This is a genomic window from Curvibacter sp. GW821-FHT09D12, from assembly GCF_059416245.1.
This window is the reverse complement of sequence record NZ_JBWKOU010000009.1, coordinates 123,398-148,410: the sequence shown is the minus strand read 5'-3', so window position 1 is coordinate 148,410 and position 25,013 is coordinate 123,398. Positions and strand designations below refer to the sequence as shown.

General features: G+C 63.7%; 27 protein-coding genes. 15 read left to right on the top strand and 12 right to left on the bottom strand.

Going from position 1 to position 25,013, the window contains the following annotated elements; all coding sequences use genetic code 11:
* Positions 1 to 157 precede the first annotated feature (157 nt).
* From AC07PT_RS16520 to AC07PT_RS16500, 5 genes are all read left to right on the top strand, one after another.
* Positions 158 to 805 carry an ABC transporter ATP-binding protein gene (locus tag AC07PT_RS16520; RefSeq protein ID WP_494657374.1) on the top strand — a complete coding sequence of 216 codons (648 nt, stop codon included), beginning with the start codon at positions 158 to 160 and terminating at the stop codon, positions 803 to 805.
* Positions 806 to 1,014: 209 nt separating this feature from the next.
* Positions 1,015 to 1,815, top strand: a complete 801-nt coding sequence (locus AC07PT_RS16515) for a hypothetical protein (RefSeq protein ID WP_494657373.1) — start codon at positions 1,015 to 1,017, stop codon at positions 1,813 to 1,815.
* 241 nt (positions 1,816 to 2,056) lie between these two features.
* Positions 2,057 to 4,783 carry a glycosyltransferase gene (locus AC07PT_RS16510; protein ID WP_494657372.1) on the top strand — a complete coding sequence of 909 codons (2,727 nt, stop codon included), beginning with the start codon at positions 2,057 to 2,059 and terminating at the stop codon, positions 4,781 to 4,783.
* 4 nt (positions 4,784 to 4,787) lie between these two features.
* Complete coding sequence (locus AC07PT_RS16505; protein ID WP_494657371.1) at positions 4,788 to 5,528, top strand: class I SAM-dependent DNA methyltransferase; 741 nt, start codon at positions 4,788 to 4,790, stop codon at positions 5,526 to 5,528.
* 72 nt (positions 5,529 to 5,600) lie between these two features.
* A complete protein-coding gene (locus tag AC07PT_RS16500; protein WP_494657370.1) occupies positions 5,601 to 6,194 on the top strand; it encodes a dTDP-4-dehydrorhamnose 3,5-epimerase family protein in 594 nt (197 codons plus the stop codon).
* A 10-nt stretch (positions 6,195 to 6,204) separates the two neighbouring features.
* Here AC07PT_RS16500 and AC07PT_RS16495 read toward each other — a convergent pair whose 3' ends face one another.
* From AC07PT_RS16495 to AC07PT_RS16485, 3 genes are all read right to left on the bottom strand, one after another.
* Positions 6,205 to 7,548, bottom strand: coding sequence for a glycosyltransferase family 2 protein (locus AC07PT_RS16495; protein ID WP_494657369.1), 1,344 nt, complete (start codon positions 7,546 to 7,548; stop codon positions 6,205 to 6,207).
* Positions 7,549 to 7,833: 285 nt separating this feature from the next.
* Complete coding sequence (locus tag AC07PT_RS16490; RefSeq protein ID WP_492346433.1) at positions 7,834 to 7,959, bottom strand: DUF3149 domain-containing protein; 126 nt, start codon at positions 7,957 to 7,959, stop codon at positions 7,834 to 7,836.
* Positions 7,960 to 8,095: 136 nt separating this feature from the next.
* The gene (locus AC07PT_RS16485) at positions 8,096 to 9,259 is read right to left on the bottom strand and encodes an acyl-CoA dehydrogenase family protein (protein WP_494657368.1); all 1,164 of its coding nucleotides are present in this window, start codon (positions 9,257 to 9,259) and stop codon (positions 8,096 to 8,098) included.
* A 175-nt stretch (positions 9,260 to 9,434) separates the two neighbouring features.
* On the opposite strand from AC07PT_RS16485, the gene AC07PT_RS16480 reads away from it, so the two are divergent.
* The 5 genes from AC07PT_RS16480 (at position 9,435) to AC07PT_RS16460 (ending at position 14,499) form a co-directional block, all read left to right on the top strand.
* A complete protein-coding gene (locus AC07PT_RS16480) occupies positions 9,435 to 9,668 on the top strand; it encodes a hypothetical protein (RefSeq protein WP_492346429.1) in 234 nt (77 codons plus the stop codon).
* A 173-nt stretch (positions 9,669 to 9,841) separates the two neighbouring features.
* The gene (locus AC07PT_RS16475; protein ID WP_494657367.1) at positions 9,842 to 11,047 is read left to right on the top strand and encodes an acetyl-CoA C-acetyltransferase; all 1,206 of its coding nucleotides are present in this window, start codon (positions 9,842 to 9,844) and stop codon (positions 11,045 to 11,047) included.
* Between the two features lie 55 nt (positions 11,048 to 11,102).
* Complete coding sequence (locus AC07PT_RS16470; protein WP_494657365.1) at positions 11,103 to 13,244, top strand: 3-hydroxyacyl-CoA dehydrogenase NAD-binding domain-containing protein; 2,142 nt, start codon at positions 11,103 to 11,105, stop codon at positions 13,242 to 13,244.
* Between the two features lie 65 nt (positions 13,245 to 13,309).
* The gene (locus AC07PT_RS16465) at positions 13,310 to 13,906 is read left to right on the top strand and encodes a chromate transporter (RefSeq protein ID WP_494657364.1); all 597 of its coding nucleotides are present in this window, start codon (positions 13,310 to 13,312) and stop codon (positions 13,904 to 13,906) included.
* Positions 13,903 to 14,499: a chromate transporter gene (locus AC07PT_RS16460; RefSeq protein ID WP_492346425.1), complete on the top strand. Its 597-nt coding sequence runs from the start codon at positions 13,903 to 13,905 to the stop codon at positions 14,497 to 14,499. The genes AC07PT_RS16465 and AC07PT_RS16460 overlap by 4 nt, the downstream gene beginning before the upstream one ends.
* A gap of 70 nt (positions 14,500 to 14,569) precedes the next feature.
* On the opposite strand, the gene AC07PT_RS16455 is transcribed toward AC07PT_RS16460, so the two are convergent.
* A complete protein-coding gene (locus AC07PT_RS16455; protein ID WP_494657363.1) occupies positions 14,570 to 15,346 on the bottom strand; it encodes a LuxR C-terminal-related transcriptional regulator in 777 nt (258 codons plus the stop codon).
* 74 nt (positions 15,347 to 15,420) lie between these two features.
* Between AC07PT_RS16455 and AC07PT_RS16450 the strand changes: the two genes are divergently transcribed.
* Positions 15,421 to 15,888, top strand: a complete 468-nt coding sequence (locus AC07PT_RS16450; RefSeq protein WP_492346423.1) for a DUF3237 domain-containing protein — start codon at positions 15,421 to 15,423, stop codon at positions 15,886 to 15,888.
* Between the two features lie 78 nt (positions 15,889 to 15,966).
* On the top strand, positions 15,967 to 16,983 hold the full coding sequence (locus tag AC07PT_RS16445; RefSeq protein WP_492346422.1) for a Bug family tripartite tricarboxylate transporter substrate binding protein: 1,017 nt from the start codon (positions 15,967 to 15,969) through the stop codon (positions 16,981 to 16,983).
* A gap of 59 nt (positions 16,984 to 17,042) precedes the next feature.
* Here the strand turns inward: AC07PT_RS16445 and AC07PT_RS16440 are convergent, their stop codons facing one another.
* Complete coding sequence (locus tag AC07PT_RS16440) at positions 17,043 to 17,294, bottom strand: DUF2442 domain-containing protein (protein WP_492346421.1); 252 nt, start codon at positions 17,292 to 17,294, stop codon at positions 17,043 to 17,045.
* The gene (locus AC07PT_RS16435; protein ID WP_494657362.1) at positions 17,266 to 17,430 is read right to left on the bottom strand and encodes a DUF4160 domain-containing protein; all 165 of its coding nucleotides are present in this window, start codon (positions 17,428 to 17,430) and stop codon (positions 17,266 to 17,268) included. Before AC07PT_RS16435 ends, AC07PT_RS16440 begins: the two co-directional genes overlap by 29 nt.
* Before the next feature lie 239 nt (positions 17,431 to 17,669).
* On the opposite strand from AC07PT_RS16435, the gene AC07PT_RS16430 reads away from it, so the two are divergent.
* Positions 17,670 to 18,668: a Bug family tripartite tricarboxylate transporter substrate binding protein gene (locus AC07PT_RS16430; RefSeq protein ID WP_494657361.1), complete on the top strand. Its 999-nt coding sequence runs from the start codon at positions 17,670 to 17,672 to the stop codon at positions 18,666 to 18,668.
* 18 nt (positions 18,669 to 18,686) lie between these two features.
* Positions 18,687 to 19,484, top strand: coding sequence for a substrate-binding domain-containing protein (locus AC07PT_RS16425; protein ID WP_492346418.1), 798 nt, complete (start codon positions 18,687 to 18,689; stop codon positions 19,482 to 19,484).
* Positions 19,485 to 19,512: 28 nt separating this feature from the next.
* Here the strand turns inward: AC07PT_RS16425 and AC07PT_RS16420 are convergent, their stop codons facing one another.
* The 3 genes from AC07PT_RS16420 to AC07PT_RS16410 are packed head-to-tail and all read right to left on the bottom strand — an operon-like array spanning position 19,513 to position 21,760.
* Positions 19,513 to 20,304, bottom strand: a complete 792-nt coding sequence (locus AC07PT_RS16420; protein ID WP_494657360.1) for an SIR2 family NAD-dependent protein deacylase — start codon at positions 20,302 to 20,304, stop codon at positions 19,513 to 19,515.
* Positions 20,304 to 21,038, bottom strand: coding sequence for a 23S rRNA (guanosine(2251)-2'-O)-methyltransferase RlmB (gene rlmB, locus AC07PT_RS16415; RefSeq protein WP_494657359.1), 735 nt, complete (start codon positions 21,036 to 21,038; stop codon positions 20,304 to 20,306). The genes AC07PT_RS16420 and rlmB overlap by 1 nt, the downstream gene beginning before the upstream one ends.
* Positions 21,039 to 21,067: 29 nt before the next feature.
* Positions 21,068 to 21,760 carry an ABC transporter ATP-binding protein gene (locus AC07PT_RS16410; RefSeq protein ID WP_494657358.1) on the bottom strand — a complete coding sequence of 231 codons (693 nt, stop codon included), beginning with the start codon at positions 21,758 to 21,760 and terminating at the stop codon, positions 21,068 to 21,070.
* Between the two features lie 123 nt (positions 21,761 to 21,883).
* On the opposite strand from AC07PT_RS16410, the gene AC07PT_RS16405 reads away from it, so the two are divergent.
* Positions 21,884 to 22,462: an arylesterase gene (locus tag AC07PT_RS16405; RefSeq protein ID WP_494657357.1), complete on the top strand. Its 579-nt coding sequence runs from the start codon at positions 21,884 to 21,886 to the stop codon at positions 22,460 to 22,462.
* A 19-nt stretch (positions 22,463 to 22,481) separates the two neighbouring features.
* Here AC07PT_RS16405 and AC07PT_RS16400 read toward each other — a convergent pair whose 3' ends face one another.
* From AC07PT_RS16400 to AC07PT_RS16390, 3 genes are all read right to left on the bottom strand, one after another.
* Entirely contained in the window at positions 22,482 to 22,670 is a 189-nt protein-coding gene (locus AC07PT_RS16400) for a hypothetical protein (RefSeq protein ID WP_492346413.1), read from the bottom strand.
* Between the two features lie 53 nt (positions 22,671 to 22,723).
* Positions 22,724 to 23,596 carry a DUF2189 domain-containing protein gene (locus AC07PT_RS16395; RefSeq protein ID WP_492346412.1) on the bottom strand — a complete coding sequence of 291 codons (873 nt, stop codon included), beginning with the start codon at positions 23,594 to 23,596 and terminating at the stop codon, positions 22,724 to 22,726.
* Between the two features lie 107 nt (positions 23,597 to 23,703).
* Positions 23,704 to 24,933 carry a PLP-dependent transferase gene (locus tag AC07PT_RS16390; protein ID WP_494657356.1) on the bottom strand — a complete coding sequence of 410 codons (1,230 nt, stop codon included), beginning with the start codon at positions 24,931 to 24,933 and terminating at the stop codon, positions 23,704 to 23,706.
* Between the last annotated feature and the right edge of the window lie 80 nt (positions 24,934 to 25,013).

Sequence of the window (25,013 nt, the reverse complement as noted above, 5' to 3'; positions counted from 1 at the left end):
GATAGCCCTGGAACGCCCCGAAAATGACCCGGCGGCCGCCCAGAACGGACGCCGGTTGATGCGATGATCATAGGCGCAGGCGCCGGGTGGACGGATCGATGAGGTCGATCCCCCTACAGGCCCGGCCCTTGTGCCCTCATTTCATCCCTGCCCCACCATGGCCCTCACACCCACGCCCGTGCTGCAGATCGAGCAGCTCTGCTTTGACTACCCGGCCCACAAGGGCCAGCCTGCCGTCACTGTATTCCGCAATTTCAATGCCCACATTTGGCCTGGAGTGACCCTCCTGTGCGGCGACGAAAGCCGCGGTAAAACCAGTCTGCTGCGCCTGTTGGCAGGCGAACTTCGTCCGGACTCAGGCCACATCAACCTGTTCGGGCCACCGCTCCTTTCAAGCACCCCCTGGACCGCCGAAGTGGCCTGGTGTGACTTGCGCAGCAGCGCACACGATGCGCTTCGCCCCGCCGACTGCTTTAAACGCATCCAACAACAACACCCGAGCTTCAGCCAGAACAGCCTGGACGCCATGATCAAAGGCCTGGATCTGCAGCCCCACCTCGGAAAAGCCCTGTACATGCTGTCGACCGGCACACGCCGCAAGGTGGGCCTTGCCGCCGTGCTGGCCAGCGGCGCTCGACTCAGCCTCCTCGATGACCCTTTTGCAGCCCTTGACCGCAGCGCAATTGACTTTCTGGGCAACCACCTTAATCAAGCCAATCAGTCCAACGACCGGGCCTGGATCCTGGCCGCCTACCAAGCCCCCGGTGGCTTGGAGCTTGCGGGATGCATCGACTTGGACGCTTAGAAAGGGCCTGAATTCAAACCCAAATCAAAAGTGAGCTGACGTGCCTCAAAGGTAAAAATACGTTAGCAAATGTTTAAGAACAAAACACACAATCGGGTGCAGGTAGACTTTTCTCACCTGAAAGACAAAAATTCAGCGCCTTGCGGCCCTGCATTGCACTGGCGGCCTGTCATTCGGGGTGACTTCAACCATCCGAGAAAGTGCATGCCATGCAGCCCACTGCCAATCCCCCCATGTTGCGAGTGATCAGGGGTCTTGGTGGCAACGGGGGCACTTTCCTGTCTCGTGCGCTGGCAGCGATGGACGGGGTACTGCTGCTGAGCGAGACCAATCCCGCCTCAGCCAATCTGTTCGGCTTTGGGCTCAATCCACTCCAACAGATCAGGGATCATTATCACCAGTTGGCATTGAGCCAGTACCCGGAAAATTTGACTGAACTGGGTGACCCGAAGCGATTTGGCCGATTCATTGAACAACTCGCAGTCGAATGTGCCGAGCACGCTTATCACCTGATCATCAGGGACTACAACTACGCGGACTACATCGGAACACCATTTATCTGGAAGCCGACCTTGTGCTCCTCGCTGGACGCTGCCCTACCAGGTTGGAACGTGCGAGATCTGTTGCTGATTCGGCACCCAGCCTCTCAATATGCGAGCCTGCTGGCCCACGGGGAGTTGAAGAACGTGCTGCGGCCAGAAGATTTTCTGGCAGGGTATCGACACTTGCTGGTGCAGCACCCCACTGCACGACCGCTTCGCTACGAAGACCTATTCTCTGATTTCGCCAAGGAATTGGCCGGAATTGCCGACTACTTCGAATTGACGGCCGACCGAGTTAACTGGGAATTTCGCCTGCCCGAAATTGACTGGATGACCGGCCACGTGCGCGGCCAGCACTCATCCCAACCCCAGCATGATCGCCTCGCGCCGCCGCCGGAGACGCAGGACTTGCTGAGACATATGCCGGATTACCACGTCATTTGCAGGCATTGCGGCTACGAACCCTGACACATGGCCCTGTCACCGCGCCTTTGCTCGGAGAAAGCACCAGGGCTATCCAATCTCCTTGATCTGCGTCCCCCATACCCTCGACCTGGGAAGGATCGTGGGCATTTTTCCATGAACAGACGGTTACATCACCGTTTAGCGCGGACAATCCACTCGAATGGCTCGACAAGTCATGTGCCTTGATATTTAAAAAATTGAACTGGCATTCCAACCAATTCGTCTGGCAAAAAAGCTCTCCTACATGAAAGTCGTGCACATCAGCATGAGTGACCGGCGCGGTGGCGCGGCACTAGCCGCCTTCCGTTTGCATCAGGCCTTGCGTCGATCGGGCGTAGACTCGCTTTATCTAACTTGGCAGCAGCAAACCACAGACCCGACCACGCGGTTGATTCAAAACACCAACACAGATCTGCTAGACAACGAGCGCACGGATTTAATTCAGCAGATATACGCCAAACACAAACGAAGCACACTCAGCAATACTTATTTTTCCTTTGCTTTGAGCAGTTGCGATCTCAGCCGGCATCCCGATGTTATGACGGCCGACATCGTCCACTTACACTGGACTGGGGCAGCGCAATCTGTGCGCGACATTGAGGCCCTGCTGGCACTGGGAAAGCCAGTGATCTGGACCTTGCACGACATGGCGCCGTTCACCGGGGGCTGCCATTTCTCTGCAGGCTGCTCAGGCTTCAAGGTCAGCTGTGCCAACTGCCCTCAATTGCGCAACGATCCTTTTGATCTGCCCGCAGCTGTGTTGCGGGACAAGCTACAGATCTTCCGCACGCCACAGTTGGGGTGGATCGCCCCCTCAAAGTGGATCGCAGACAAGGCCCGTGACAGCGCCTTGTTGACCCCCACCCAGGCCATCCACCACATTCCCAACGGGGTAGACACTGAACTTTTTCGGGCCTGGCCCAAGGCGCAGGCCCGAGCTACCCTGGGCTGGGGCGCTGAGGGTGTTTACCTGCTGTGCGGGGCTGATCAGGCGGACGAGAAGCGCAAGGGATTCGCTGGTCTGGCTTGCATGCTCAGCGAAATCGTATCCATGGCGACGCAGACCGCCCTGTCTCTCAAGTTGATCTGGGTCGGCAAGACACCTGTCGATCCGGCCTTGGCAAACCTTCCTTTTCTCTACCTGGGACCGATCAATCAAGAGGAGACGATGGCCTTGGTCTACGCCGCCAGTGACTTGTTTGTTCTACCTTCACAGGAGGACAACCTACCCAATATGTTGCTGGAAGCACTGAGTTGCGGCACACCGGTGCTGGCCTTCAACGCAGGTGGTATCGGTGAGGTGCTGCAAGACGGGGTACAAGGACGGCTGATTCAACTCGGGGACGAGACTGGGTTCCAGCAGGCACTGCTCGAACTGATCAGCGATGGGACCTGTCGCACCACGATGGGCTCACACGCAGCAACCCGAATGCGCGAACGATACTCAGGAGATGTCTGGGCCGCACGGCACCTGTCGGTCTACCAGGAACTACTGCGAACTTCCCCTCCATCGGACAGCCAGCTTCCACTAACAAAAGATGATACGGGCGAGGCCCTAAGCCCCCCCAGTGGTCCGGGCCCGGCCGTGTTGGCCTTGCTACCTGCGCTGACCATGCACTGCCTCGAACAGGAGCGCCAGGATCTGGCCCTGGCACTGCGAGATAGCGAGCGAACCGCCATGCTGCAGGCCTACCTCATTGAGCAGCAAAGGGCCGATCTAGAAGCCAAGGAGTGCGTCATTGCAGAGTTGCACGACCACTGGAAGCGCGCCGAAGCCACGTGCCTAGAACGGCTCGCACTCATACGCACACTGGGCCTTAAGGGACGACACGCCATGCTCCTTCAGGTCGTGACAAGGTGGCCGGCCTCGGCCTTGCACAGAACGCGTGAACTGCTCGCCAAACCAATGGCCCAGATCCGTCTCGACCACTGGTGGTATGCGAAGCTGCCGCCACTATTGGCCATCGCTGCATTGTGTCTACTGCAGTCAAGCACGGCATTCGCGGTCGGCGCACGCCTGCTTTTGCTGACCGGACTCACAATCTGTTGTGTTGCCGCCTATGGACACGTGATCAATGACTTTTTCGACATAGCTTCAGACCGGCTCGCGCATAAGGCCAACACGATGGAAAGGCTCAAGCCGAGTCAGCGACTCCTTGTCTGCGTCACACCCTTGGTCCTTGGTTGCTTGACCGCTGCCGAAGCTGGATTCTCTGGTTGGGCATGGCTGTGGTTAGGCCTGAACTTTGTATGGCCCACCATTTACTCAGTTCCTGGCCTGCGCCTCAAGGAACGTGGTGCAGCGGGCGTGATGTGCGATGCTGCAGGCTCGCATCTCACACCGACGCTATTGATCCTCACCGTATTCAGCGGACCGCCCCTTGGTCTCGACGGCCAATTCCTTTTTTTTGCGGCCACTGCCGTCGCTTGCTCGCTGGCCCTGGGCCTCAAGGGCATTCTCAACCATCAACTGATGGATCGAGCGAATGATCTGGCCTCAGGCACACGCACGTTTGCTACCGACGCACGCGCCGGTCAAATCGAGCGTTTTCTGCCTTGGTTCAATGCTGGCATTGAACTGCCCTGCAATTTGCTACTGGTAGGCCTGGTACTCCAAACCTGTCCATTGGCTGCCTTGGCCTTCGTTCTATATTGCTTGGGAGAGGAGTTAAAGCACTTGCTGGGATTCCAATTCGCGCTCGACCACGACCCCAGGAACATCCGCCCCAGCTTCCCATTCGTGAATGATTTTTTCTACGATATCTGGCTGCCGATGGCAGCCTGCCTGCAACTGGCCTGGCACGACCCGCATTGGATTTGGCTGCCGTGCGGCTTTGTCTTGCTATTTGCACGCACTTTCAAGATCCAGGCCCAGGATGGACGCTCTCTGATGCGAGCACTGTACGCACACCGCCACCCCGAATTCTGGCGCCAGAAGCTTCTGCGCGCCTGGAGCGCACTGAAAGACTAGCCCTATGGACCGCGACCAGATCAACCAGTTATACGACACTGGCTACGCTGCATCCTACGAAGAGAAGTTCACCACATCGCCCAGCAGCAAGGACGATACCGAGTACGAAGTGGGCCTAATCCGCAAGCTCTTGGTACCTGAGGGCAATTGGCTCGACATTGCCTGTGGTACCGGCTATTTCTTGGGACAATTTCCGGAGGTTCAACGCGCCGGTCTCGATATCTCACAGGCGATGCTCGCGAAGGCTCGACAGGCCAACCCAGATATTCCCTTGTTCCTACGTGACTTCCGCGATCCCCATCCGGCCTGGAAAAATCGGTGGGACTTGGTTTCCTGCATGTGGTATGCCTACGGTTTTGTCAACACGATGGACGAACTTCAGCAGTTAGCGCACAACATCTGGTCATGGACAAGCCCACGCGGCCGATGCTTTATACCACTGGCAGATCCTCGCCTGATCGCCGGCGTACCATTACCACATGCCGCTCCAACACCATGGGACGGGCAGGTGATTGTCAGTGGCATCATATGGAGCTACGTTGAAGACGGTGGCAAGAAGAACCACTTGAACATGTTGGCGCCGCATGTTGAGGTGATGGCGGCCCTGTTTGAGCCCTATTTCGAACAGGTGGAAATCATCCGTTACCCCTCACCTCAGCCGAACTGGCCCGGAAGGCCGGCCCTCGTAATCTGTGGCAAGAAGGAGTTGCCTCGATGGCGATCTGGTTCCGAAACACCGCGCTGAACCGCCTACTGTGAAGCACGAAGTCTTGGGTGTCAGACTGGCGATGACGGCCGCAAAAGCCCGCTACAGTGGTTGCTTCATTTTGTAAGCAATTTCATCATGCCAACAACGCCAGACCTACACGACCCGCATCCTGCCCGCGTGCATGGCCGCGAGCAATTGATCGGCAAGAAGTCCGCCGTCAACGCCAACGGCGATTGGCAGCAAACACTCATCGACGGAGTGATCTTCCGGCAAACCCGCCCCGTCGCTCATGAAGACGGCGTCTTGACAGAGATCGCCAAGGCATCCTGGCCCCAGTTGACGCAGCCAATCGTGCAATGCCACCTGACCACCACCTTGCCAGGCAGGACGCGAGCCTGGGGCCTTCACAACATCAGTACGGACCGCCTGTTTGTGGTCAAGGGCTTGGTATCCATCGTGGTTTACGATGGCAGATTGGATTCGCCCAGCTTTGGGCAAGTCAATGAATTCAAGGTGTCTGAACGCAATCCAGGCCTGCTGATCGTGCCACCCAATCTTTACCACGGCTGGAAAGTGATCGGAAACGAAGAGGCTTACATCCTCAACTCGCCCTCGGCAAGCTATGACTATGGCACTCCGGATGCGCTGGACCTGCCCTACGATAGCGTGGCGGCCTCAGAGATCGTTCCTTGGCGCTGGTGAGGCCCAGGGCTCACATCACCTCCACCCAACTGATGGCCAAACCCAACCAACGGCGGTCGAAATTGACACCGAGGTCCGCCGGTCGCCAGGTGCGCGGGCACTGGATCGTGAGCGTCAACGCCAGATCTTCGCAGATACCCAAACACACCCAATCCGTGGCGTTGGCGCTCCACACCACACCGTGTCCCTCCGCTGCCTCGAATCGGCCCGTCACAGGCTGCCCATTCAGGAGGAAGACGCTGCGCCGTAACACATCGACGTGAATCTGATGGCAGATGTTCAGGCTCAGTCGCTGGAGCCCAGCCAGTGCTTCGGGAATGCGCAGCGATGACGACGTGGATGGCCCCGACCATCGAAATCCCCCTCGCCCTGCCTCGCCTTCCAACTGATGCCATTCGAACCCGGCGTAGCCGTTATTCATGTGATAACGCCGCCGACCATCCGACAAACGCTCGCACTCCAACACGTCCGATGAAGCGGTTCCCTTGAAAGCTGCATTGGTACGCGTGAACTCGACAGCAGACGACGTATCGCTTAAATCCAATTCGAGCCGGTGCAGCTTGTCCTCGTCAGCTGCACGGAGCGTAGCGGTCAATTGCTCGATCAAGAATGCCGGCCCACGTGCCTGCAACTGGGCCAGAAAGTGCTCCTGCTCCGGCGCCACATTGCGCCGGTAGCAGTCGCGCCGCCATGCCGCATTGAACTTGAAGACCGTGATCGATGCAGTGGAGCCAACTCGCGCCCCAGCTTCAATGCATCGCCAAAGGAAGTCCACGTCGACTGCGACTCGAGCATGCTCGGGCTCAAGCCAGCCCCCAACGAGTTGGCCGAGTGCTCGCGTGTGCATAAGGGAAGATGGGGGTACCACGTTGCGACGCGTGTACTCATCATGGGGAAAAAACCCCGTAACGCAGCGTACTCCGGATTCGGGACTTGCCAGCAACAATGCACCAGCACAAACCACATCGAAGTCCTGCTCCGCCGCGCATGCAACCATGCGCTCCAAATGATCGGGTGCCCACAAATCGTCATGCCCAAGATATGCAACGTACTGCCCGCGAGCGCGGCTGAGCCCCAGATTGTTAGGCGCGTATTGGCTCCCATGATTGCGCTCCAGATTGAGCCAGAACAAGCGGGGATCCTCAAATGCCCGAACCACAGACTCACTGTCATCAGTGCAGCCGTCGCCACTCACCAACAACTCAAAGTCGACATAACTCTGTTGCAAGACCGAACGGATCGCGCAACGCAAGGCCGAACTCCAATGGAAGGTGGCAATGATGACCGTGACGGTCGGCGGCCGGACGCCCGAGACAAACATGTTGGTGGCCCCAAAAATAAGTGGGCGCGCCATGGGAGCGCACATCAGCCCTAAGGGGCAGGCAGGCGCTCGCTAACGAGGCCGCCACAGCGACCGCAAACAGGCTAGAAGCACGGCGCGGATTGAAGTGTCATGATTTTACCGACAGTCAATCGCATTCGAACAACGTTTCAAGACGCCATTCGCTAAGGCGCATCGCATCACCATCGGGCCTGTTTAGAAGTAGCCCGCCCTCCTCCCGCTACCGAGGGGCATGTCGGAGGGCTCATACAGATGTCGGACCTCCCAATTGTCCAAATGGGGATGGTCGACGCACCTTCAAGAGCCCTTGATCTTGTTCAGAAACAGGCGCAGAAAAAACACCCCCATGCACAGCATGAACACGATGCCGCCCAGGCTCATGAGGCCGTAGTCGGTCGAAATCAGGTCTTGAAAAGCCTTCATGGGAACACCCTTTCTTGGATTGGATGCTTCCACTGTCGGCGTCGGCAGGCCCCCTGCCCTTGCGAATTCTCAAGGCTGGCCGGGGGGCTTGAGCAACGACTGATAAAGATCAACAAATCCAGCGCCGACCCACTGCTCAGCGCCCACCAATCCCCATCGCCCGGGTGATCACCTCTTTCATGATCTCGTTGGTGCCGCCGTAGATGCGCTGCACGCGGGCGTCGGCGTAGGCGCGGGTGATGGGGTATTCCCACATGTAGCCATAGCCGCCGTGCAACTGCACACATTCGTCCATCACCTTGCATTGCAGATCCGAGCACCAGTACTTGGCCATGCTGGCGGTGGCGGTGTCGAGCTGGCCCGCCTGCAGCAGTTCGATGCACTTGTCGACAAAGACGCGGGCCACCTGCACCTCGGTCTGCAGTTCGGCCAGGGTGTAGCGGGTGTTCTGGTAGCTGGCCACGGGCTGACCGAAGACCTTGCGCTCTTTCACATAGGCCAGGGTCCAGTCGATGGCGGCCTGGCCTGCGGCCACGGCACCGATGGCGATCTGCAGACGCTCCCAGGGCAGTTGCTCCATGAGGCAGATGAAGCCACGGTTGAGCTGATCGGCACCGCCCAGCACGTTGTCGGCGGGCACACGCACGTTGTCAAAGAAGAGCTCGGAGGTGTCCTGTGCCTTCATGCCCAGCTTTTTCAGGCGCTTGCCCTTCTCAAAGCCTGGCATGCCACGCTCGACCAGCAACAGGCTGGTGCCCTTGGCACCGGCAGCCGGGTCGGTCTTGGCCACCACGATCACCAGATCGGCATGCCAGCCGTTGGTGATGAAGGTCTTGCTGCCATTGAGCAGGTAGCTGCCATCGGGCTGCAACAAGGCCGTGGTCTTCACGCCTTGCAGGTCGCTGCCGGCACCGGGCTCACTCATGGCGATGGCCCCCACCAGCTCGCCGGTGGCCATGCGCGGCAGGTAGTGCTGCTTCTGGGCTTCGGTGCCGTAATGCAGGATGTAGGGGGCCACGATCTCGTTGTGCAGGCCGAAGCCGATGCCGCTGAAGCCGCCGCCCGACAGCTCTTCCATCTGCGCCACCGAGTACAAGCGGTCAGCCCCGGCCCCGCCGTATTCCTCAGGCAAGGTCATGCAGAGAAAGCCGTTCTCGCCGGCCTTGCGCCAGACCTCCCGGTCCACATAGCCTTGCTCTTCCCAGTCGGCATGAAAAGGTTCGATCTCCTGCTTGCAGAAGCGGCGAAAGCTGTCACGGAAGGTTTCGTGATCGGGGCTGAACAAGGTACGCGCAATCATGGTGGTGTCTCCTGGTGGGCAGGTCGCCCATTTATGAAAAGCAAATGCTTTGCAAAATTATGCCGTGAAGCGCTGCCGGAATCCATGCGCCGGCTTTACAAGGTTCACGCTTCAGTTACCTGCGCGGCTGCCGAAAACCCGGTAAGCCGCCTCACAACCCTGCCAGGAGCCCTGCTTGAACGTCACCAACAGCGTCGCATTGAACGTTGCCGTCAACGTCTTGGAGAAACCGATCTCCCAGATTGCGCATGCCCTGGGGGTGCCCAACAGTGTCGATGTGCCGGCGTTGGTGAAGGGGGCCGCCACGGTGGCCATGCTCTACAACATGCCCACCGCCGCTGCGGCAGGCCTGCTGACGGTGGGTAGCGCCACGGGCCTGTTGGGCAGCCAGCTCGACGTGTTTGCCTGAACGGCAGCAGGGCCCCCCTGCGCCGCCATCCTTGCCGCCCGATCCGGGCTTTTTGGCTTTGTCTCCATTTTTACAGAGCAATTGCTTTGTAAAAAATATACTGCGGGGTCCAATCACCCCATTTGCTGCGGCCGGCTTTCGCCTGCCGGCAGCCCAGCCTCTGGAGACAAGCCATGACCGAAGCCTATGTGTTCGACGCCATCCGCACGCCGCGGGGCAAAGGCAAGAAAGACGGCAGCCTGCACGAAGTCAAACCCGTGAACCTGCTGGCCGGCCTGCTCAACGACCTGCAGTCGCGCAATGGCTTTGACACCGCCCTGGTCGACGACGTGGTGATGGGCATCGTGTCGCCGATCGGCGAGCAGGGCTCGGTGCTGCCCAAGGTGGCCGCACTCAAGGCGGGCTGGGATTTCCGGTGTGCCGGGGTTCAGGTGAACCGCTTTTGTGCCTCGGGCCTGGAGGCCGTCAACCTGGCGGCCCAGAAGGTGCGCTCGGGCTGGGAGGACCTGGTGGTGGCCGGCGGAGTGGAAAGCATGAGCCGGGTACCCATTGGTTCGGACGGCGGCGCCTGGGCCCAGGACCCCGAAACCAACTCGGCCACCCTGTTTGTGCCCCAGGGCATCGGGGCCGACCTGATCGCCACGCTCGACGGCTTCAGCCGCGCCGATGTCGACGCCTTTGCCCTTGAATCGCAGCGCCGCGCCACCGCGGCACGGGCCGCCGGCTACTTCTCGCGCTCGGTGGTGCCCGTGCGCGACTTTCTCGATCAGGTGATCCTGGAAGAAGACGAGTTCATCAAGCCCCAGACCACGCTTGAGGGCCTGGCCGCGCTGAAGCCCTCGTTCGAGCAACTGGGCGCCCTGGGCTTTGACGCCGTGGCGCTGCAACGCTACCCCGAGGTCGAACGAATCAACCATGTGCACCATGCCGGCAATGCTTCGGGCATTGTCGACGGGGCCGCGGCGGTGCTGATCGGCTCCGAGCAGGCAGCCCGCCAGCACGGTCTGGCACCGCGCGCCCGCATCGTGGCCACAGCCCTCAGCGGCGCCGACCCCACCATCATGCTGACCGGCCCCGTGCCGGCCACCCTCAAGGCGCTGGCCCGCGCGGGTCTGAACATCGGGCAGATCGACCTGTTCGAGGTGAACGAGGCCTTCGCAGCCGTGCCCATGCGCTTCATGAAAGAGCTGGGAGTGCCCCACGAGAAGGTCAATGTGAACGGCGGCGCCATCGCCTTGGGCCACCCGCTGGGGGCCACGGGCGCCATGATTCTGGGCACCCTGATCGACGAGCTGCACCGGCGCCAACTGCGCTACGGCCTGGCCACGCTGTGCGTGGGGGGCGGCATGGGCATTGCCACCATCGTCGAGCGGCTGTGAGTCACAGCCCCGCTCGCTCCATCCCCAACCCGAACACCCCGACGGAGACACGGCCTTGAAAACCATCCGCTACGAACTTGCCGACGGCATCGCCACCCTCACCTTTGACGAGACCGGCTCGGCCGTCAACACCATGTGCCAGGCCTGGCAACAAGACCTCAGCACGGTCACCCAGCGCGTGCTGGCCGACCGGGCCCAGCTCAAGGGCCTGGTGCTGGCCTCAGCCAAGACCACCTTCTTTGCCGGCGCCGACCTGAAGGCCACGATGCGCCTGCAGCCCGACGATGCCAGTCGCGTCTTTGCCGACATCGAACAGACCAAAAAGAACTTTCGCACCCTCGAGACCCTGGGCATTCCGGTGGTCAGTTGCCTCAATGGCGCCGCCTTGGGCGGTGGTTGGGAAGTGGCCCTGATCGGCCACCACCGCGTGGCCGTGGACAACCCCAAGATCCAGTTCGGTCTGCCCGAAGTCACCCTGGGCCTGATCCCCGGCGCCAGCGGCATCACCAAGATGACCCGCCTGCTGGGCCTCATGGGTGCCCAGCCCTACATCCTTGAAGCCCGCCTGTTCAACCCCCGTGAGGCCCTGGAGCTGGGCCTGGTGCACGAACTGGTCGGCGACGCAGAACACCTGCGGCCCGCTGCCCTGGCCTGGATTGCCGCTCACCCCGAGTCACGCCAGCCCTGGGATGACAAGAACTACAAGATGCCTGGCGGCACCCCCGCCAACCCCAAGATCGCCAGCGCGCTGACCGTGGCCCCGGCCATGCTCAAAAAAACCACCCGCGGCCTGTACCCGGCGCCTGAAGCCGCCCTGGCTGCCATGGTCGAAGGGGCCCAGGTCGACTTCGACACCGCCTTGCGCATCGAAAGCCGTTATCTGGCGCGCTTGATCACCAGCCCCGTGGCCAAGAACATGATCAACACGTTCTTCCACAACATGAACGCGATCAAGAGCGGCCAGTCGCGGCCAGGCAGCGCGGCGCGCTTCAAGCCGCACAAGGTAGGCATCCTGGGCGCCGGCATGATGGGCGCGGGCATCGCCTACGCTCAGGCCAGCCGGGGCATTGCCACCGTGCTCAAAGACGTCAGTGTCGAGCAGGCCGAGGCGGGCAAGGCCTACAGCCAGCGCATCACCCAGCCCCGGGTCGACAAGGGCCGACTGAGCCCGGCCGATCAGCAGGCCCTGCTGGCGCGCATCCACACCACCGATCAGGCGGCCGACCTGCAGGGCTGCGACCTGATCATCGAGGCGGTGTTCGAGAACCGCGAACTCAAGGCCCGCGTCACCCGCGAAGCCGAGCCCCAACTGGCCGCCGGTGGCTTTTTTGCCAGCAACACGTCTACCCTGCCCATCAGTGGCCTGGCCCAGGCCAGCGCCCATGCCGAGCGCTTTGTGGGCATCCACTTCTTCAGCCCGGTCGACAAGATGAAGCTGGTCGAGATCATCCGGGGCCACCAGACCAGCGACGACACCGTGGCCGGCGCCTTTGACTACGTGCAAGCACTGGGCAAACTGCCCATCGTGGTCAACGATTCGCGCGGCTTCTACACCAGCCGAACCTTCGGTACCTATGTGATGGAGGGCGCTGCGATGCTGGGCGAAGGCATTCCGGCCCCGGTGATCGAAAACGCCGCCGTGCAGGCAGGCATGCCGGTGGGCCCGTTGGCGGTGCTCGATGAAACCGCCCTGACGCTCAGCGTGCACGTGCTCGACCAGACGCGTGCCGACCTGGCCGCCGCCGGGCAAACTTACCACCCAGGGGCGGGTGAACTGCTGGTCGAGCGCATGGTCAAAGAGCTGAACCGCCCGGGCCGGGCCGGCGGCGGCGGTTTCTACGACTATCCGGCCGGCCAGAAAAAGCGCCTCTGGCCCGAGCTGCGCCCCCTGTTTGAAAAGCCCGGCCACGCCTGGGACTTGCAGGAGGTCAAAGACCGCCTGCTGTACCGACAAGCCATCGAGACGGCACGCTGCCTGGCCGAAGGGGTGTTGACCAGCGTGCACGACGCCAACATCGGATCCATCTTCGGCATCGGTTTTCCGGGCTGGACCGGGGGCGCCCTGCAGTTCATCTACGGCATGGGGGTGGCGGCCTTCCTGCAGCGCGCGGACGAACTGGCCCGTCGCCATGGAGCGGGCTTCGCGATCGATGCTGCAACCCGCACAGCCATCGAGAAGCACCACCCGGTGTATTGAAGCGGCGGGGTCGGGCATTGCGATGGCCATGCCTTGCCTTGGGTCAAGCTGGCGATAATCCCGGGATGCCCATGCCCCCCGCCCCCTCTGCAGATGCGGCCGCCGAAACCCGGCCGCGCCCCCGTTCCCCCAGCGATCTGTTCTTTTCGTTCAGCATCCTGGCCCTGCAGGGCTTTGGGGGGGTGCTGGCGGTGGTGCAGCGCGAGCTGGTCGAAAAAAAGAAGTGGATGACGAACGAAGAGTTCGTCGAGGAATGGGCCGTGGCGCAGATCATGCCCGGCCCCAATGTGGTCAACCTGTCGGTAATGCTGGGCGATCGCTACTTTGGCTGGCGTGGTGCCATGGCCGCCCTGTCGGGCATGCTGGCATTCCCCACCCTGATCGTGCTGGCCCTGGCTACGCTTTACGTGCAGTACGCCCAACATCCACAGGTGGCAGGTGCCTTGCGCGGGATGGCCGCGGTGGCCGCCGGGTTGATCGCGGCCACGGCCTTCAAGCTGGCGGCCCCCCTCAAGAAGCACCCGCTGGGCCGGGCCGTGTGCGCCTTGCTGGCCGCGGCCTGTTTCGTGCTGGTGGGCTGGCTGCACCTGCCCCTGGGCTGGGTGGTGCCCGGCCTGGGCCTGCTGGCCTGCGGCCTGACCTGGCGAAAGATCGCCCCATGAGCCTGCACTTCGAAGCCCTCCAATGGCTGCAGTTGCTGCTGCATTACGCCTCACTGTCGCTGCTGGCTGTGGGTGGTGCGATCAGCCTGGTGCCCGACATGCACCGCTACCTGGTGCTGGAACAGCATTGGCTGACCGAGGCCCAGTTCAATGCCTCGATCGCGATTGCGCAAGCGGCCCCGGGGCCCAACGTGCTGTTTGTCGGCCTGATGGGCTGGAACGTGGGCTTGAACGCCGCCGGTGGCAGCGGCCTCAGCGCCCATGCCGCCACGTTGGGCGTGCTGGGCATGGCCTGCACCATGCTGGGCATGCTGGTGCCCAGCACCGTGCTGACCTGGGTGGCCACCCGCTGGGCCGCCCGCTACCAACAGCACCGGGCCATCCGGGCCTTCAAGCAAGGCATGGCCCCCTTGGTGATCGGCTTGCTGCTGGCCACGGCCTGGACCTTGGGCAGCGTCAGCGGCGACCCGCGCCAGGATGGCGCCCTGTGGGCCCTGAGCGCTGTGGCCGCCTTGCTGGTCTGGCGCACCCGCATCCACCTGCTGTGGCTGCTGGCGGCCGGGGCCTTGCTGGGGGCCCTGAGCTGGGTCTGAGAACGCGTTGACGATCTCGCATGGGTCGATGGGAGATCGTCAAAGCCGTCTACAAGCCCCTGCCTGACACTCACATCAGCCGGGCGAACAATTCGTTGCGGAAGTGGATGCCGAGCCGCGCAAAGGCCCGGTTGCGATAGGTCTTGACCGTGGCCAGGCTCAAACCCAGATCGGCGGCCACGCCGTCCTGGGTGTAGCCGCGCAGCAATCGCTCACAGACATCCAGCTCACGCTCCGTCAGGCCTTGCTGCAAGGCCTGCAGGCGCTCACGCCAGGCTGCTTGCGTCGACCCCTGGGCCGGCGGACTCACCTGCAGATGCTTGCGCACCAGGGCCAGCAGCGCCGGTGACCAGGCCTCGAAGTCGCCCAGTTGGGCGTCGCTGAAGGGCCGCTGGTGCTGGTGGCGGTAGAAGTTCACGGCAAAGATGCACTCCGGCCCCTCGGCCTCGACAATGGACACCCGCTCGGCCACGCCATGGGCCTCGTACACGCAGGCGCGGTGGTCCTGGGGGACCTCGCGCGCAGTGATGTGGCACAGCTGCAGCGGCACCGAAGGGCCCGCCGACTCGCTGTGCAGGCTGCGATCACGCGCGTAGGGGCCAGCCAGATAGGCATGCCAGCAAGCCTGGGTGGTGTCAGGCACACCATGGCTGGCGGACATGAACAGAGCGGGCTGACACGCCAGCCCGGTGCGGTACACCGACCACGAGGCCGCCGGCAGCAAGGGGCTCAACGCAGGCAGCAAATCAGCGGCAAAGCCCTCTTCACCCAGACGGCGGATGGCCTGGGCCATCACGCCCCCGGCCAGGGCCGGTGAGTTGCTTTTGCCAGGGGTCCATTTCCTCATGGCTGTCATCTTCTGGGATGACAGGCGGTCAGCGCCACCGGATTTACGCTAAGGCACGCCCAAACGGAGTGCCCATGTCCCTGTTCGTATCGCCCAGTTTTCGCCCCTTCGCCGACCTGCAGGTGCAGGTCGGCATCCCCCAGGATGTGGGGCCAGGCCCGCACGGCCACCGGCGCGTGGTGCCCATCCTGGGCGGTCAGGTCCAGGGGGTGGGCTGGAAAGCCCGGGTGCTGCCGGGTGGCGCTGATTTCCAGCTTCTGCTCAGCGACACCCTGGCCGAACTCGATGCCCGCTACGTGCTGGAAACCGAAGCCGGCGAACTGATCTACGTGCACAACCATGCCCTGCGCCGCGCCGAGCCAGAAACCATGGCCCGCCTGGTGCGCGGCGAGCCGGTGGACCCGGCCCAGGTGTATTTCCGCTGTGCGCCCCGCTTCGAAACCAGCGCCCCCACGCTGCGCTGGATCACCGAGCGCCTGTTCATCGGCAGCGGGGTGCGCGAGCCCAGCGCCGTGCTGATGCGCTTCCACGAACTGCTTTGACCCACCCGCTTTCGCGACACGCAACACGCAACACGCGACACGCAACACACAACATCGTTAGGCCCTGAAGGAGACACCATGCACAACAAGAACCCCCGCCGCCTCGCCTGCCGCTGGCTGGGCACCGCCCTGACGGCCGCCACCCTGGGCACCCTGGCCACCTCGATGGCCTGGGCCCAAAGCCCGGCGGCCAGCTACCCCAACCGCCCGGTGCGCCTGATCGTGGGCTTTCCGGCCGGCACCGGGCCAGACATCGTGGCACGACTGCTGGCGCAGAAGATGTCGGAGGCCTGGGGCAACACCGCCGTCGTGGTGGACAACAAGCCCGGCGCCGGCGGCCTGATCGCCGCCAGCGAAGCGGCCCGCGCCCCAGCCGACGGCTACACCCTGATGCTGGGCGAGACCGGCCAGTTGAGCATTGCCCCCAGCAGCTACAACCGCCTGCCCTACGACCCCGCCAAAGACTTTGCTGCCGTCAGCCAGGTGGTGACCTCGAACTTCGTGCTGCTGGTCAACCCGCAGAAAGTGCCGGCCCGCAGCACCAAGGAGTTCGTCGACTGGACGCGCAGCCAAAAGGGCCTGTTCATGGCCACTTTCGGCGCGGGCACCCCGGGCCACTTCGGGGCCTACATGTTCGGTGACGCCATCGGCATCAAGCCCGAAGCCGTGCACTACAAGAGCACAGGCGATGCCCTGGGCGGCCTGTTCAGCGGCGACGTGCAGGCCGTGTTTGCCAGCGTGGGCCTGGCGGTGCCGAATGTGAAGGCCGGCAAGCTGCTGGCCCTCGGCAGCAGCGGCGCCACCCGCAGCGCCAGCCTGCCCGATGTGCCCACCCTGAAAGAACAGGGCTACGCGGGACTGGAATTCAACTCCTGGTTCGGCGTGGTGGCGCCCGCGCGCACGCCGCCCGACATCCTGGCCAAGCTGAACGCCGACATCGTGAAGGCCGTGCGTTCGCCCGAAGGCCGGCAGAAGATGGAGGACGCCGGCTTTGCCGTCACCGGCACGTCGCGCGAAGAGTTTGGCCGCATCATCGCGGCCGACACCGTGACCTGGGGTAAGGCCGTGGCGGCCACGGGGTTCAAGGCGGATTGAGGGCTGGGGGCCCAGCGCGGGCCCCAACCGATCAGAGCAGCCTTGTCAGACCAGCCTCATCAGGCCCGCGACACCAGTGGAAAGCGCTCGGGCTCGCGAATGGATTCCAAGGACAGGTCGATGTCCAGCTGGGGCCAATAGAGGTGATCCGAGGAAGGCCATTGGACGTCGGCCAACTGGATGGCCGTGGCCCGCTGAAACCAAGGGAAATCGCTGAAGCTGAGTGTCAGATGCTCCTCACCGACGCGCAACGAAAGGCTTTGTGTCGAGACATGGGTGACTTCACACCCCGAAGTGATGGCGCCATGCATGGTGGATCTCCTGCAAATTGACCTCAATCATCGATTTGGCCTGATTCAACTGGGTGGAAGACAGACCTCTATTTTCCGCCAAATGCACCGCTGGCGTGACCCTGAACTTGGCCTCACCGCCGGTGATGTTGCACATGAACATGGGTCCTGATCACTTCGCGATCGAGTCGCTCGATGCGAGCGCCCCAGGATGAGTGGCGAGAGGTACAGTGATCAGACGCAAGCACGGATGCCCAGCCCTACATTGATTCGTTTCATGCACCAATACCTGCAAGTATTGCAATTTACGAAACTTGCAACTGGGCTGACAATCGCCGGCCATGCCAAACCAGCCCGCCCCGCGCCACGGTGGCCAGGGGGCCCACAAGGAGACCTATGTTGTTGACCGATTCCGTTGCCACGCCTCACCCGATCTCTCGCCGCCGCATCGCCGGCTGGCTGGGTGCCACCGCCCTGGCCCTGGGCAGCCTGAGCGCCCAGGCCGACACCTGGCCCAGCAAACCCATTCGTTTTGTGGTGCCCTTCGGGCCGGGCGGTGCCAACGACCTGGTGGCCCGAGCCGTGGCCGAAGCCACGGCACGCCAGCTGGGCCAGGCCATCATCATCGACAACAAGCCGGGCGCAGGCTCGGTGCTGGGCGCCGAGATCGTGGCCAAGTCGGCCCCGGACGGCTACACCTTCCTGGCCCCTGCGGCCGGTGTGGTGACCAACGCGATGATCAAGGCCAAGATGCCCTACAAGGAAGACGATCTGGTGCCGGTGGCCATGATGGCCGTCAGCCCCTCGGTGATCGTGGTGCCGGCGGACTCGCCGATCAAGGACCTGAAGGGCCTACTGGCGGCCTCCAAGACAGGCCCGGGCCTGAACTTCTCGACTGCCGGCACTGGCAGCACCCCCCATTTTGTGGCGGAGATGCTCAAAAAGAGCGATGCCAAACTGCAGGTGGTGCCCTACAAGAGCGGCTCTGAAGGCGTGGTCGCCGTGGTGGGCAAGCAGGTGGATGCCACCTCCGAAGCCAGCGTGGTCGTGCTGCCACAGATCAAGGGGGGCAAGCTGAAGGCCGTGGCCTCGACCTGGAACCGCCGCATCGCCGCCATGCCCGACATCCCCACCGCTGAGGAGCAAGGCTTCCCGAACATCTTCATCGGGCATTGGTCGGGTGTTTTCGCCCCCAAAGGCACACCGGAGGACATCCTGGACCGCATGAACCGGGCCATCGACGCGGCGGTCAAATCGCCTGAGCTGCGGGCCCGACTGATCCCCCAGGGCATTGACCCTGCCGGTGGCACCCGCGCCGATTTCGTGAAGTTCATCAACGCGGAAAAGGCCCGCCTGGCACCGATTGCCAAGGCCTCGAACATGCGTGAAGACTGAGCCCGGACGGTCACAGCCATGAATCACAAGAAACTCTGGAGACAAGCCGGCCACTGGATCACCGCCCTGAGCCTGGGCGCCGCCCTGTGCGGCCAGGCGCTGGCGGCCGAGCTGCATGTGCTGAGCTCGGGTGGCTTCACCGCCGCCTACAAGCAACTGGTGCCGGGCTACGAAAAGGCCTCGGGCGATCAAGTGGTCTCGGGCTATGGCGCCTCGCTGGGAGGGGCGCCCGACTCCATCCCCAGCCGGCTGGCCCGCCACGAGCCGGCCGACGTGGTGATCCTGTCAGTCCCGGCCCTGGAAGCCCTGGTGGCCGCCGGCCAGGTGCGGCCTGGCAGCCGGGTGGACCTCGGTCGCTCGCTGATCGGACTGTCGGTGCGCAAGGGCACGCCCAAACCCGACATCAGCAGTGTGGAAGCCTTGAAGAACACCTTGCTGCAAGCCCGCTCCATCGCCTATTCGGCCAGTGCCAGCGGCACCTACCTGTCCACAGTGCTGTTCAAGCAATTGGGGGTGGCTGATCAGATCAAGGACAAGGCCCGGCGCATCGTGAGTGAACGCGTGGGCAGTGTGGTGGCACGGGGCGATGCTGAACTCGGCTTCCAGCAGGTCAGTGAACTGCTGCCCATCGAGGGCTTGGACTTTGTCGGCACCCTGCCCGATGAGGTGCAGGAAGTGACGATCTTCGCCGCCGGCATCACCACCGAAGCACGCGAGCCCGAAGCAGCCAAGGCGCTGCTGCGCTACCTGTCCTCTGCCGAGGCGGCACCGGCGATCCGCCAGACCGGCCTGGATCCGATTCCGGCCAAGCCCTGAGCACAATCGCCCTGCCAATCGCCCTGGCTCAGAGCCCGTCCAGCAAGGCGGGCAGGCCCTGAGCCGCGGTGCAGCGCAGCAGCACATCAGCCAGGGCATCGAGTTCGGTGGGCTGCGGGTTGAGCACCACCACCCGGGCTCCGGCGTCACGGGCCGTGAACACCAAGCCGGCCGCCGGGTAGACCGCACCGGCCGTGCCTGCCACCAGCATCACATCACACGCCGTGGCAGCCTGCTCGGCCGCACGCAATGGGGCCTCAGGCAGCGACTCGCCAAACCAGACCACACCGGGCCGAACCAGGCGCCCACAGACCGCGCAATGGGGCGGGTGACCGGGCGCCAGCGCTGACGGCTCACAAGGCACCCCCATGGGGTGAGCCTGCGAGCAGGCTGGGCCGGGGCCGCCCAGCCAGTGATCTTCAAAAATCTGCCCATGCAAGGACAGCACATCGGGACTGCCGGCACGTTGATGCAGGCCATCGACGTTTTGCGTGATCAGGGTCAGGCGGCCTGGATGGGTGAGGGCAAAGGCCGCGAGGGCTCGGTGCCCGGCATTGGGCTCCACCATGGCAATGGCCTCGCGGCGAAAGCGGTACCAGTCCCAGACCGTGGCCGGGTCGGCGCGAAAGCCGATTTCCGTCGCCAGCTGCTGCGGATCGAACTGCGCCCACAGGCCTTGTTGAGCATCACGGAAGGTCGGAACACCCGACTCTGCGCTGACCCCAGCCCCGGTGAGCACCGCCACCCTCGGCGCGTCGGCCAGCCAGCCGCGCACCTGAGCCAGCCCCATTGCCAGGGCCGCGGCCGGATCGGACGCCATCACAGGCGTTGGCGCAGCGCCTCGTACAGGCACACGCCGCTGGCCACCGACACATTGAGGCTTTCCACCGCGCCGTGCATGGGGATGTTGACCAGCTCATCGCAGGTCTTGCGGGTGAGTTGACGCATGCCATCCCCCTCGGCGCCCAGCACCAGGGCGGTCGGGCCCTTCAGATCCACCTGGTAGAGGGTCTTGGGCGCGTCACCACTGGTGCCGATGCACCAGATGCTGCGCTCCTTGAGCTCACCCAGCGTGCGCGCCAGGTTGGTCACCATGAAGTACGGCACGGTCTCGGCCGCGCCACTGGCCACCTTGGCCACGGTGGCGTTGATGCCGGCGGCGTGGTCCTTGGGCGCAATCACGGCATGCGCACCGGCCCCGTCGGCCACCCGCAGGCAGGCCCCCAGGTTGTGCGGATCGGTGATGCCATCAAGCACCAGCAGCAAGGGAGGTTCCTTGATCTGGTCGAGCAGGTCGTCCAGCGACTTGACCTGGGCCACGGCCTCGACCCGGGCGGCCACGCCCTGGTGGCCGTGGCTGCCGGCCAGTTTGGCCAGGCGCAGCCCGTCGGCCTCGATCAGGCGCACACCGGCTTCGCGCACGCGCTCCAGGAACTGGCGCATGCGCGCATCACGGCGCGTGGGCTCGAAGTAGATTTCGATGATGGTCTGGGGCGCGGTCTTGAGCCGCACGCCCACGGCGTGAAAGCCGAACAGCACTTTGGGGGATGACATGGGGCCCGATTATCCCCGCAGTGCGCCGTTCAAACGCCAGCGGGCTGAATCCGACCGGCTTCGATCGTGATGCGGCGCTCACAGCGCGCTGCAATCGCCTGGTCATGGGTGACCAACACCAGGGTGGTCCCGAACTCGCGGTTGAGTTCGAACATCAGCTTCATGACGGTGTCGCCCGTGGCAAAGTCCAGGCTGCCGGTGGGCTCATCGGCCAGCAGGACCGCAGGCTCGACCACGAAGGCGCGTGCCAACGCCACGCGCTGCTGCTCGCCGCCCGACATGACGCGGGGGTAATGCCCGAGGCGCTGGCCCAGGCCCACATGGCGCAGCATTTCGGCCGCCGCGGATCGGGCATCGCGCCGGCCGGCCAGCTCCAGGGGCAGCATCACGTTTTCCAGCGCCGTGAGGTTGCCCATGAGCTGAAAGCTCTGGAACACAAAACCCACCCGCCGGGCCCGCAACGCGGCCCGGGCGTCCTCATCCAGCGCGAACAGATCGTGACCGTCCAGGCGCACCGTGCCCTGCGAGGGGGTGTCCAGGCCCGCCATGATCGACAGCAAGGTGCTTTTGCCCGAGCCTGAGGCCCCCACAATGGCGGCAGTCTCCCGGGCCGCCAGTCGGAAATCGATGTCACGCAGAATGTCCAGCGTGCCCGTGGAATCGGTGACCGACTTGAAGATGTGTTCGACCGAGACGATCGCTGGCGAGAGGGCTTCAGACATGAAAGGTGGGGCGTGTTGAATGCAATGAAGATGCAACTGGCAATGCCAGCCAGGGGGGGTGCTCGGCGCCACTTTATCCTGAGCGGCGCCAGTCTGATGTTGGCGGGGTCATATGGCGCCCTGATGAAGGCCCAAGCCGCCACGGTACCGACGGTGCTGGTGCTTGGCGACTCGCTGAGTGCCGAGTACGGATTGCGCCGCGGCAGTGGATGGGTGGCCTTGCTGGCCGATAAAGCCCAGGCTGAAAAGCAGCGCTTCCAGGTGATCAACGCCAGCATCAGTGGCGACACCACCTCGGGCGGTCGAGCTCGACTGGGGGCATTGCTGGCCCAGCACAAGCCGCAAGTGGTCGTGATCGAACTGGGGGGCAACGACGCCTTGCGGGGCCTGCCCATCAAGATGACCGAGGACAATCTGACCCAGATGGTGCGCGCGTGCCAGAAAGCCGGCGCCCGGGTCTTGCTGGTGGGCATGCAGGTGCCCCCAAACTATGGGGCCGCCTACACCGAGGATTTTTCGCGCACCTTTGCCCGGGTGGCCGCGGCCGAGAAGGCCGCCCTGGTGCCGTTTCTGCTGAAGGGCATCGCCGAAGGACCAGATGCTGAACGCCTGTTCCAGGCCGATCGCATCCACCCCCGCGAGGAGGCGCACCCCCGCATGCTGGCCAATGTGTGGCCCGAACTGCGCCGACTGCTGAAGTAGAGACTGCAGCCTGACCGGCTCAAGCCTGGGGCGCTGCGCCCGGCGCAGGAGCCTCGGCACTGGCTTCGTCAGCGTCGTCAGGCTCGTCGGCCTCTGGCGGCAGCCCCAGGGCCTTGCGATCCGCTTTGGCCTTGAGTTTTTCTTCTTTCTTGCGCTTTTTCGCCAGTTCTTTTTGACGCTTTTCGTAGCCGTAATTCGGTGTTGCCAAGTCGGGTTCTCCTTATCGAGTTGAAGTCCACTGTAACACCCGCCGGACGCCACTCAACCCGCAGTGGGCGCAGTGCCGCTGGCCGACTCGGCCGGCCAGTGCACCGCACCGCGGTAGGCATGCCAGCTGGCATGCCCCAGCCAGGGCCCCACCAGGACGATACCGGCCCCCCAGGGCCACAGAGCAGCCACCACCAGCGCGGTGATCAGCGCCCCCCATAACAGCATGACACCGGTGTGGGTGAACACCACCCGCAGGCTGGTGATGGCCGCCGTGATGGCGTCGGTGTCGCGGTCGAGGATCATGGGGATGGACACCACCGCCATCGAATAGACCAGGCTGGCGAACACGCCACCGACAACCGCGTAGACGGCCACGAACTCCCAGTTGTCAGGGTTGAAGATCGCGTCGATGACCCCGGTGGTGGACGGCATTCCGGTATTGAAGAACACCGCGAACACCACCAGCGAGGCGCGCCCCCACAGCAACTCGAGCACGATCATGACCAACACCAGCATGGCCATGCTGCCCAGATGTCGGTCCCAGCAGGTGATGGACAGGCCCAATTCAGGCCGCTGACCGCTTTCGCGGCGGCGGCTCACGTCGTATAGGCCCATGGCCATGAAAGGTCCCACGAGCAGGCAGCCCGAGGCGATCGACATGGTGTATTCGGGGCTGCTGCGGAACACCCAGCCCAGCAACAAGGCCATGCCCCAGAAACAAAGCCCATAAAACAGAGCAATGCCCGGCGCGGCGGCCACATCGAGCGCGCCGCGCTGCAACCAGCGCAGGGGATCGGTCCATCGCAGCGCGGCCAGGATCAGGCGGTCGGCTTCTGCGCTGTCGGGGTGGTGATCCGGGCCGTCCACCGGTGCAGGGGTGGCGGCGGGCCCTTGAAGGTCAGGGTGCGGCAGGGGTGCGGCCATGGCGGAGGTTTCCTTTCGATGGCACGGGATGCCCGGGCCAATGCGCAGGCTAGCCCGGCAGGGCCTGCCGCGGTACTCAGGAAACTACCAACCCGGCCGCAAATCGCTCAACGGCCCGACAAGTGCGAGGCCAGCGCCTGCGCCAAGTCGGCCTGAAGATCCTGCACCGCCTCCAGGCCAATCGAAAAGCGCACCACGGTGCCGGGGCGAAGGTGGGCCTGTGGCCGGCTGCGCATGCTGGACAGGTGGTAGGGCACCACCAGACTGATGGGACCGCCCCAGCTGTAACCCAGCTTGAACAGGCGCAGCGCGTCGCAGAAGCCGTCGACCTGCGCTGCGCTGTAGCACTCGTCCATCACCACGCTGAACAGGCCCGCCGCCAGGGCGGGTTGTCCCTGGGCGCCGCACAGCGCCTGCCAATGACCATGCCCCGGCGCGCCCTCCAGGGCCGGATGCAGCACCTGCGCCACCGCCGGCTGGGATTGCAGCCACCCGGCCAGGGTGCGGGCCGCCTGGTCATGCGCCTGATACCGCAGGGCGATGCTCGGCAGTGAGCGCAACACCGACTCGACGTCGTTGGCCCCCACGCCCAGGCCCAGTCGCATGTGGGTGCCCTTGAGGCGCAGATGCAGGGCCTCGTCGCGGGTGATGACGCTGCCCATCAGCACGTCGCCACCGCCACTGGGGTACTTGGTCAGGGCCTGCGCGCTGATGTCCACACCCCAACCGGGCCCCAGATCGAAAGGCTTGAACGCCAAGCCGGCGCCCCAGGTGTTGTCGAGCGCGCTGATCACACCGCGCTCACGGCAGATCGCAGTGAGGGCAGGCAGGTCCGGGAACTCCATCGTGACGGAGCCAGGCGCCTCCAGCCAGACCAGTCGGGTGCGTGGGCCGATGCGGGCGGCCAGATCGGCCGGGCTCAACGGGTCGTACCACTGGTGGGCAATCCCCCAGCGGGCCAACTCCCCCTCGGCCAGGGCCTTGTTGGGGCCATAGGCGTTGTCCGGAATCAAAATCTCGTCGCCCTGGCTGAGCAGCGCCAGGGCGACGTTCGCCAGGGCGGCCAGACCACTGGGCACCAGCAGGCATTGCAGACCGCCTTCCAGCTGGCACAGTCGCTCTTCCAGCGTGAAAGTGGTGGGCGTGCCGTGCAGGCCGTAGGTGTAGCCTGTGCGGCTGCGCCAGTCGCGGTTTCGCATGGCCGCGGTGTCGGCAAAAATCACCGTCGAGGCTTTGTGCACAGCCGGCTGAGGCGCCTGAAAACCTGCTGGCGGCTGGTAGGGGTGATGGATCAGTTGGGTGATCGGATCGCGGGAGTCGGGGCTTGAATCGGTCATGGTCCGATGTTATCGCCGCATGCCGCCCCCTGCTGCTCGCCGTCGCTTGTGGTAGCTTCAACGCCAAACACCCCCGCACT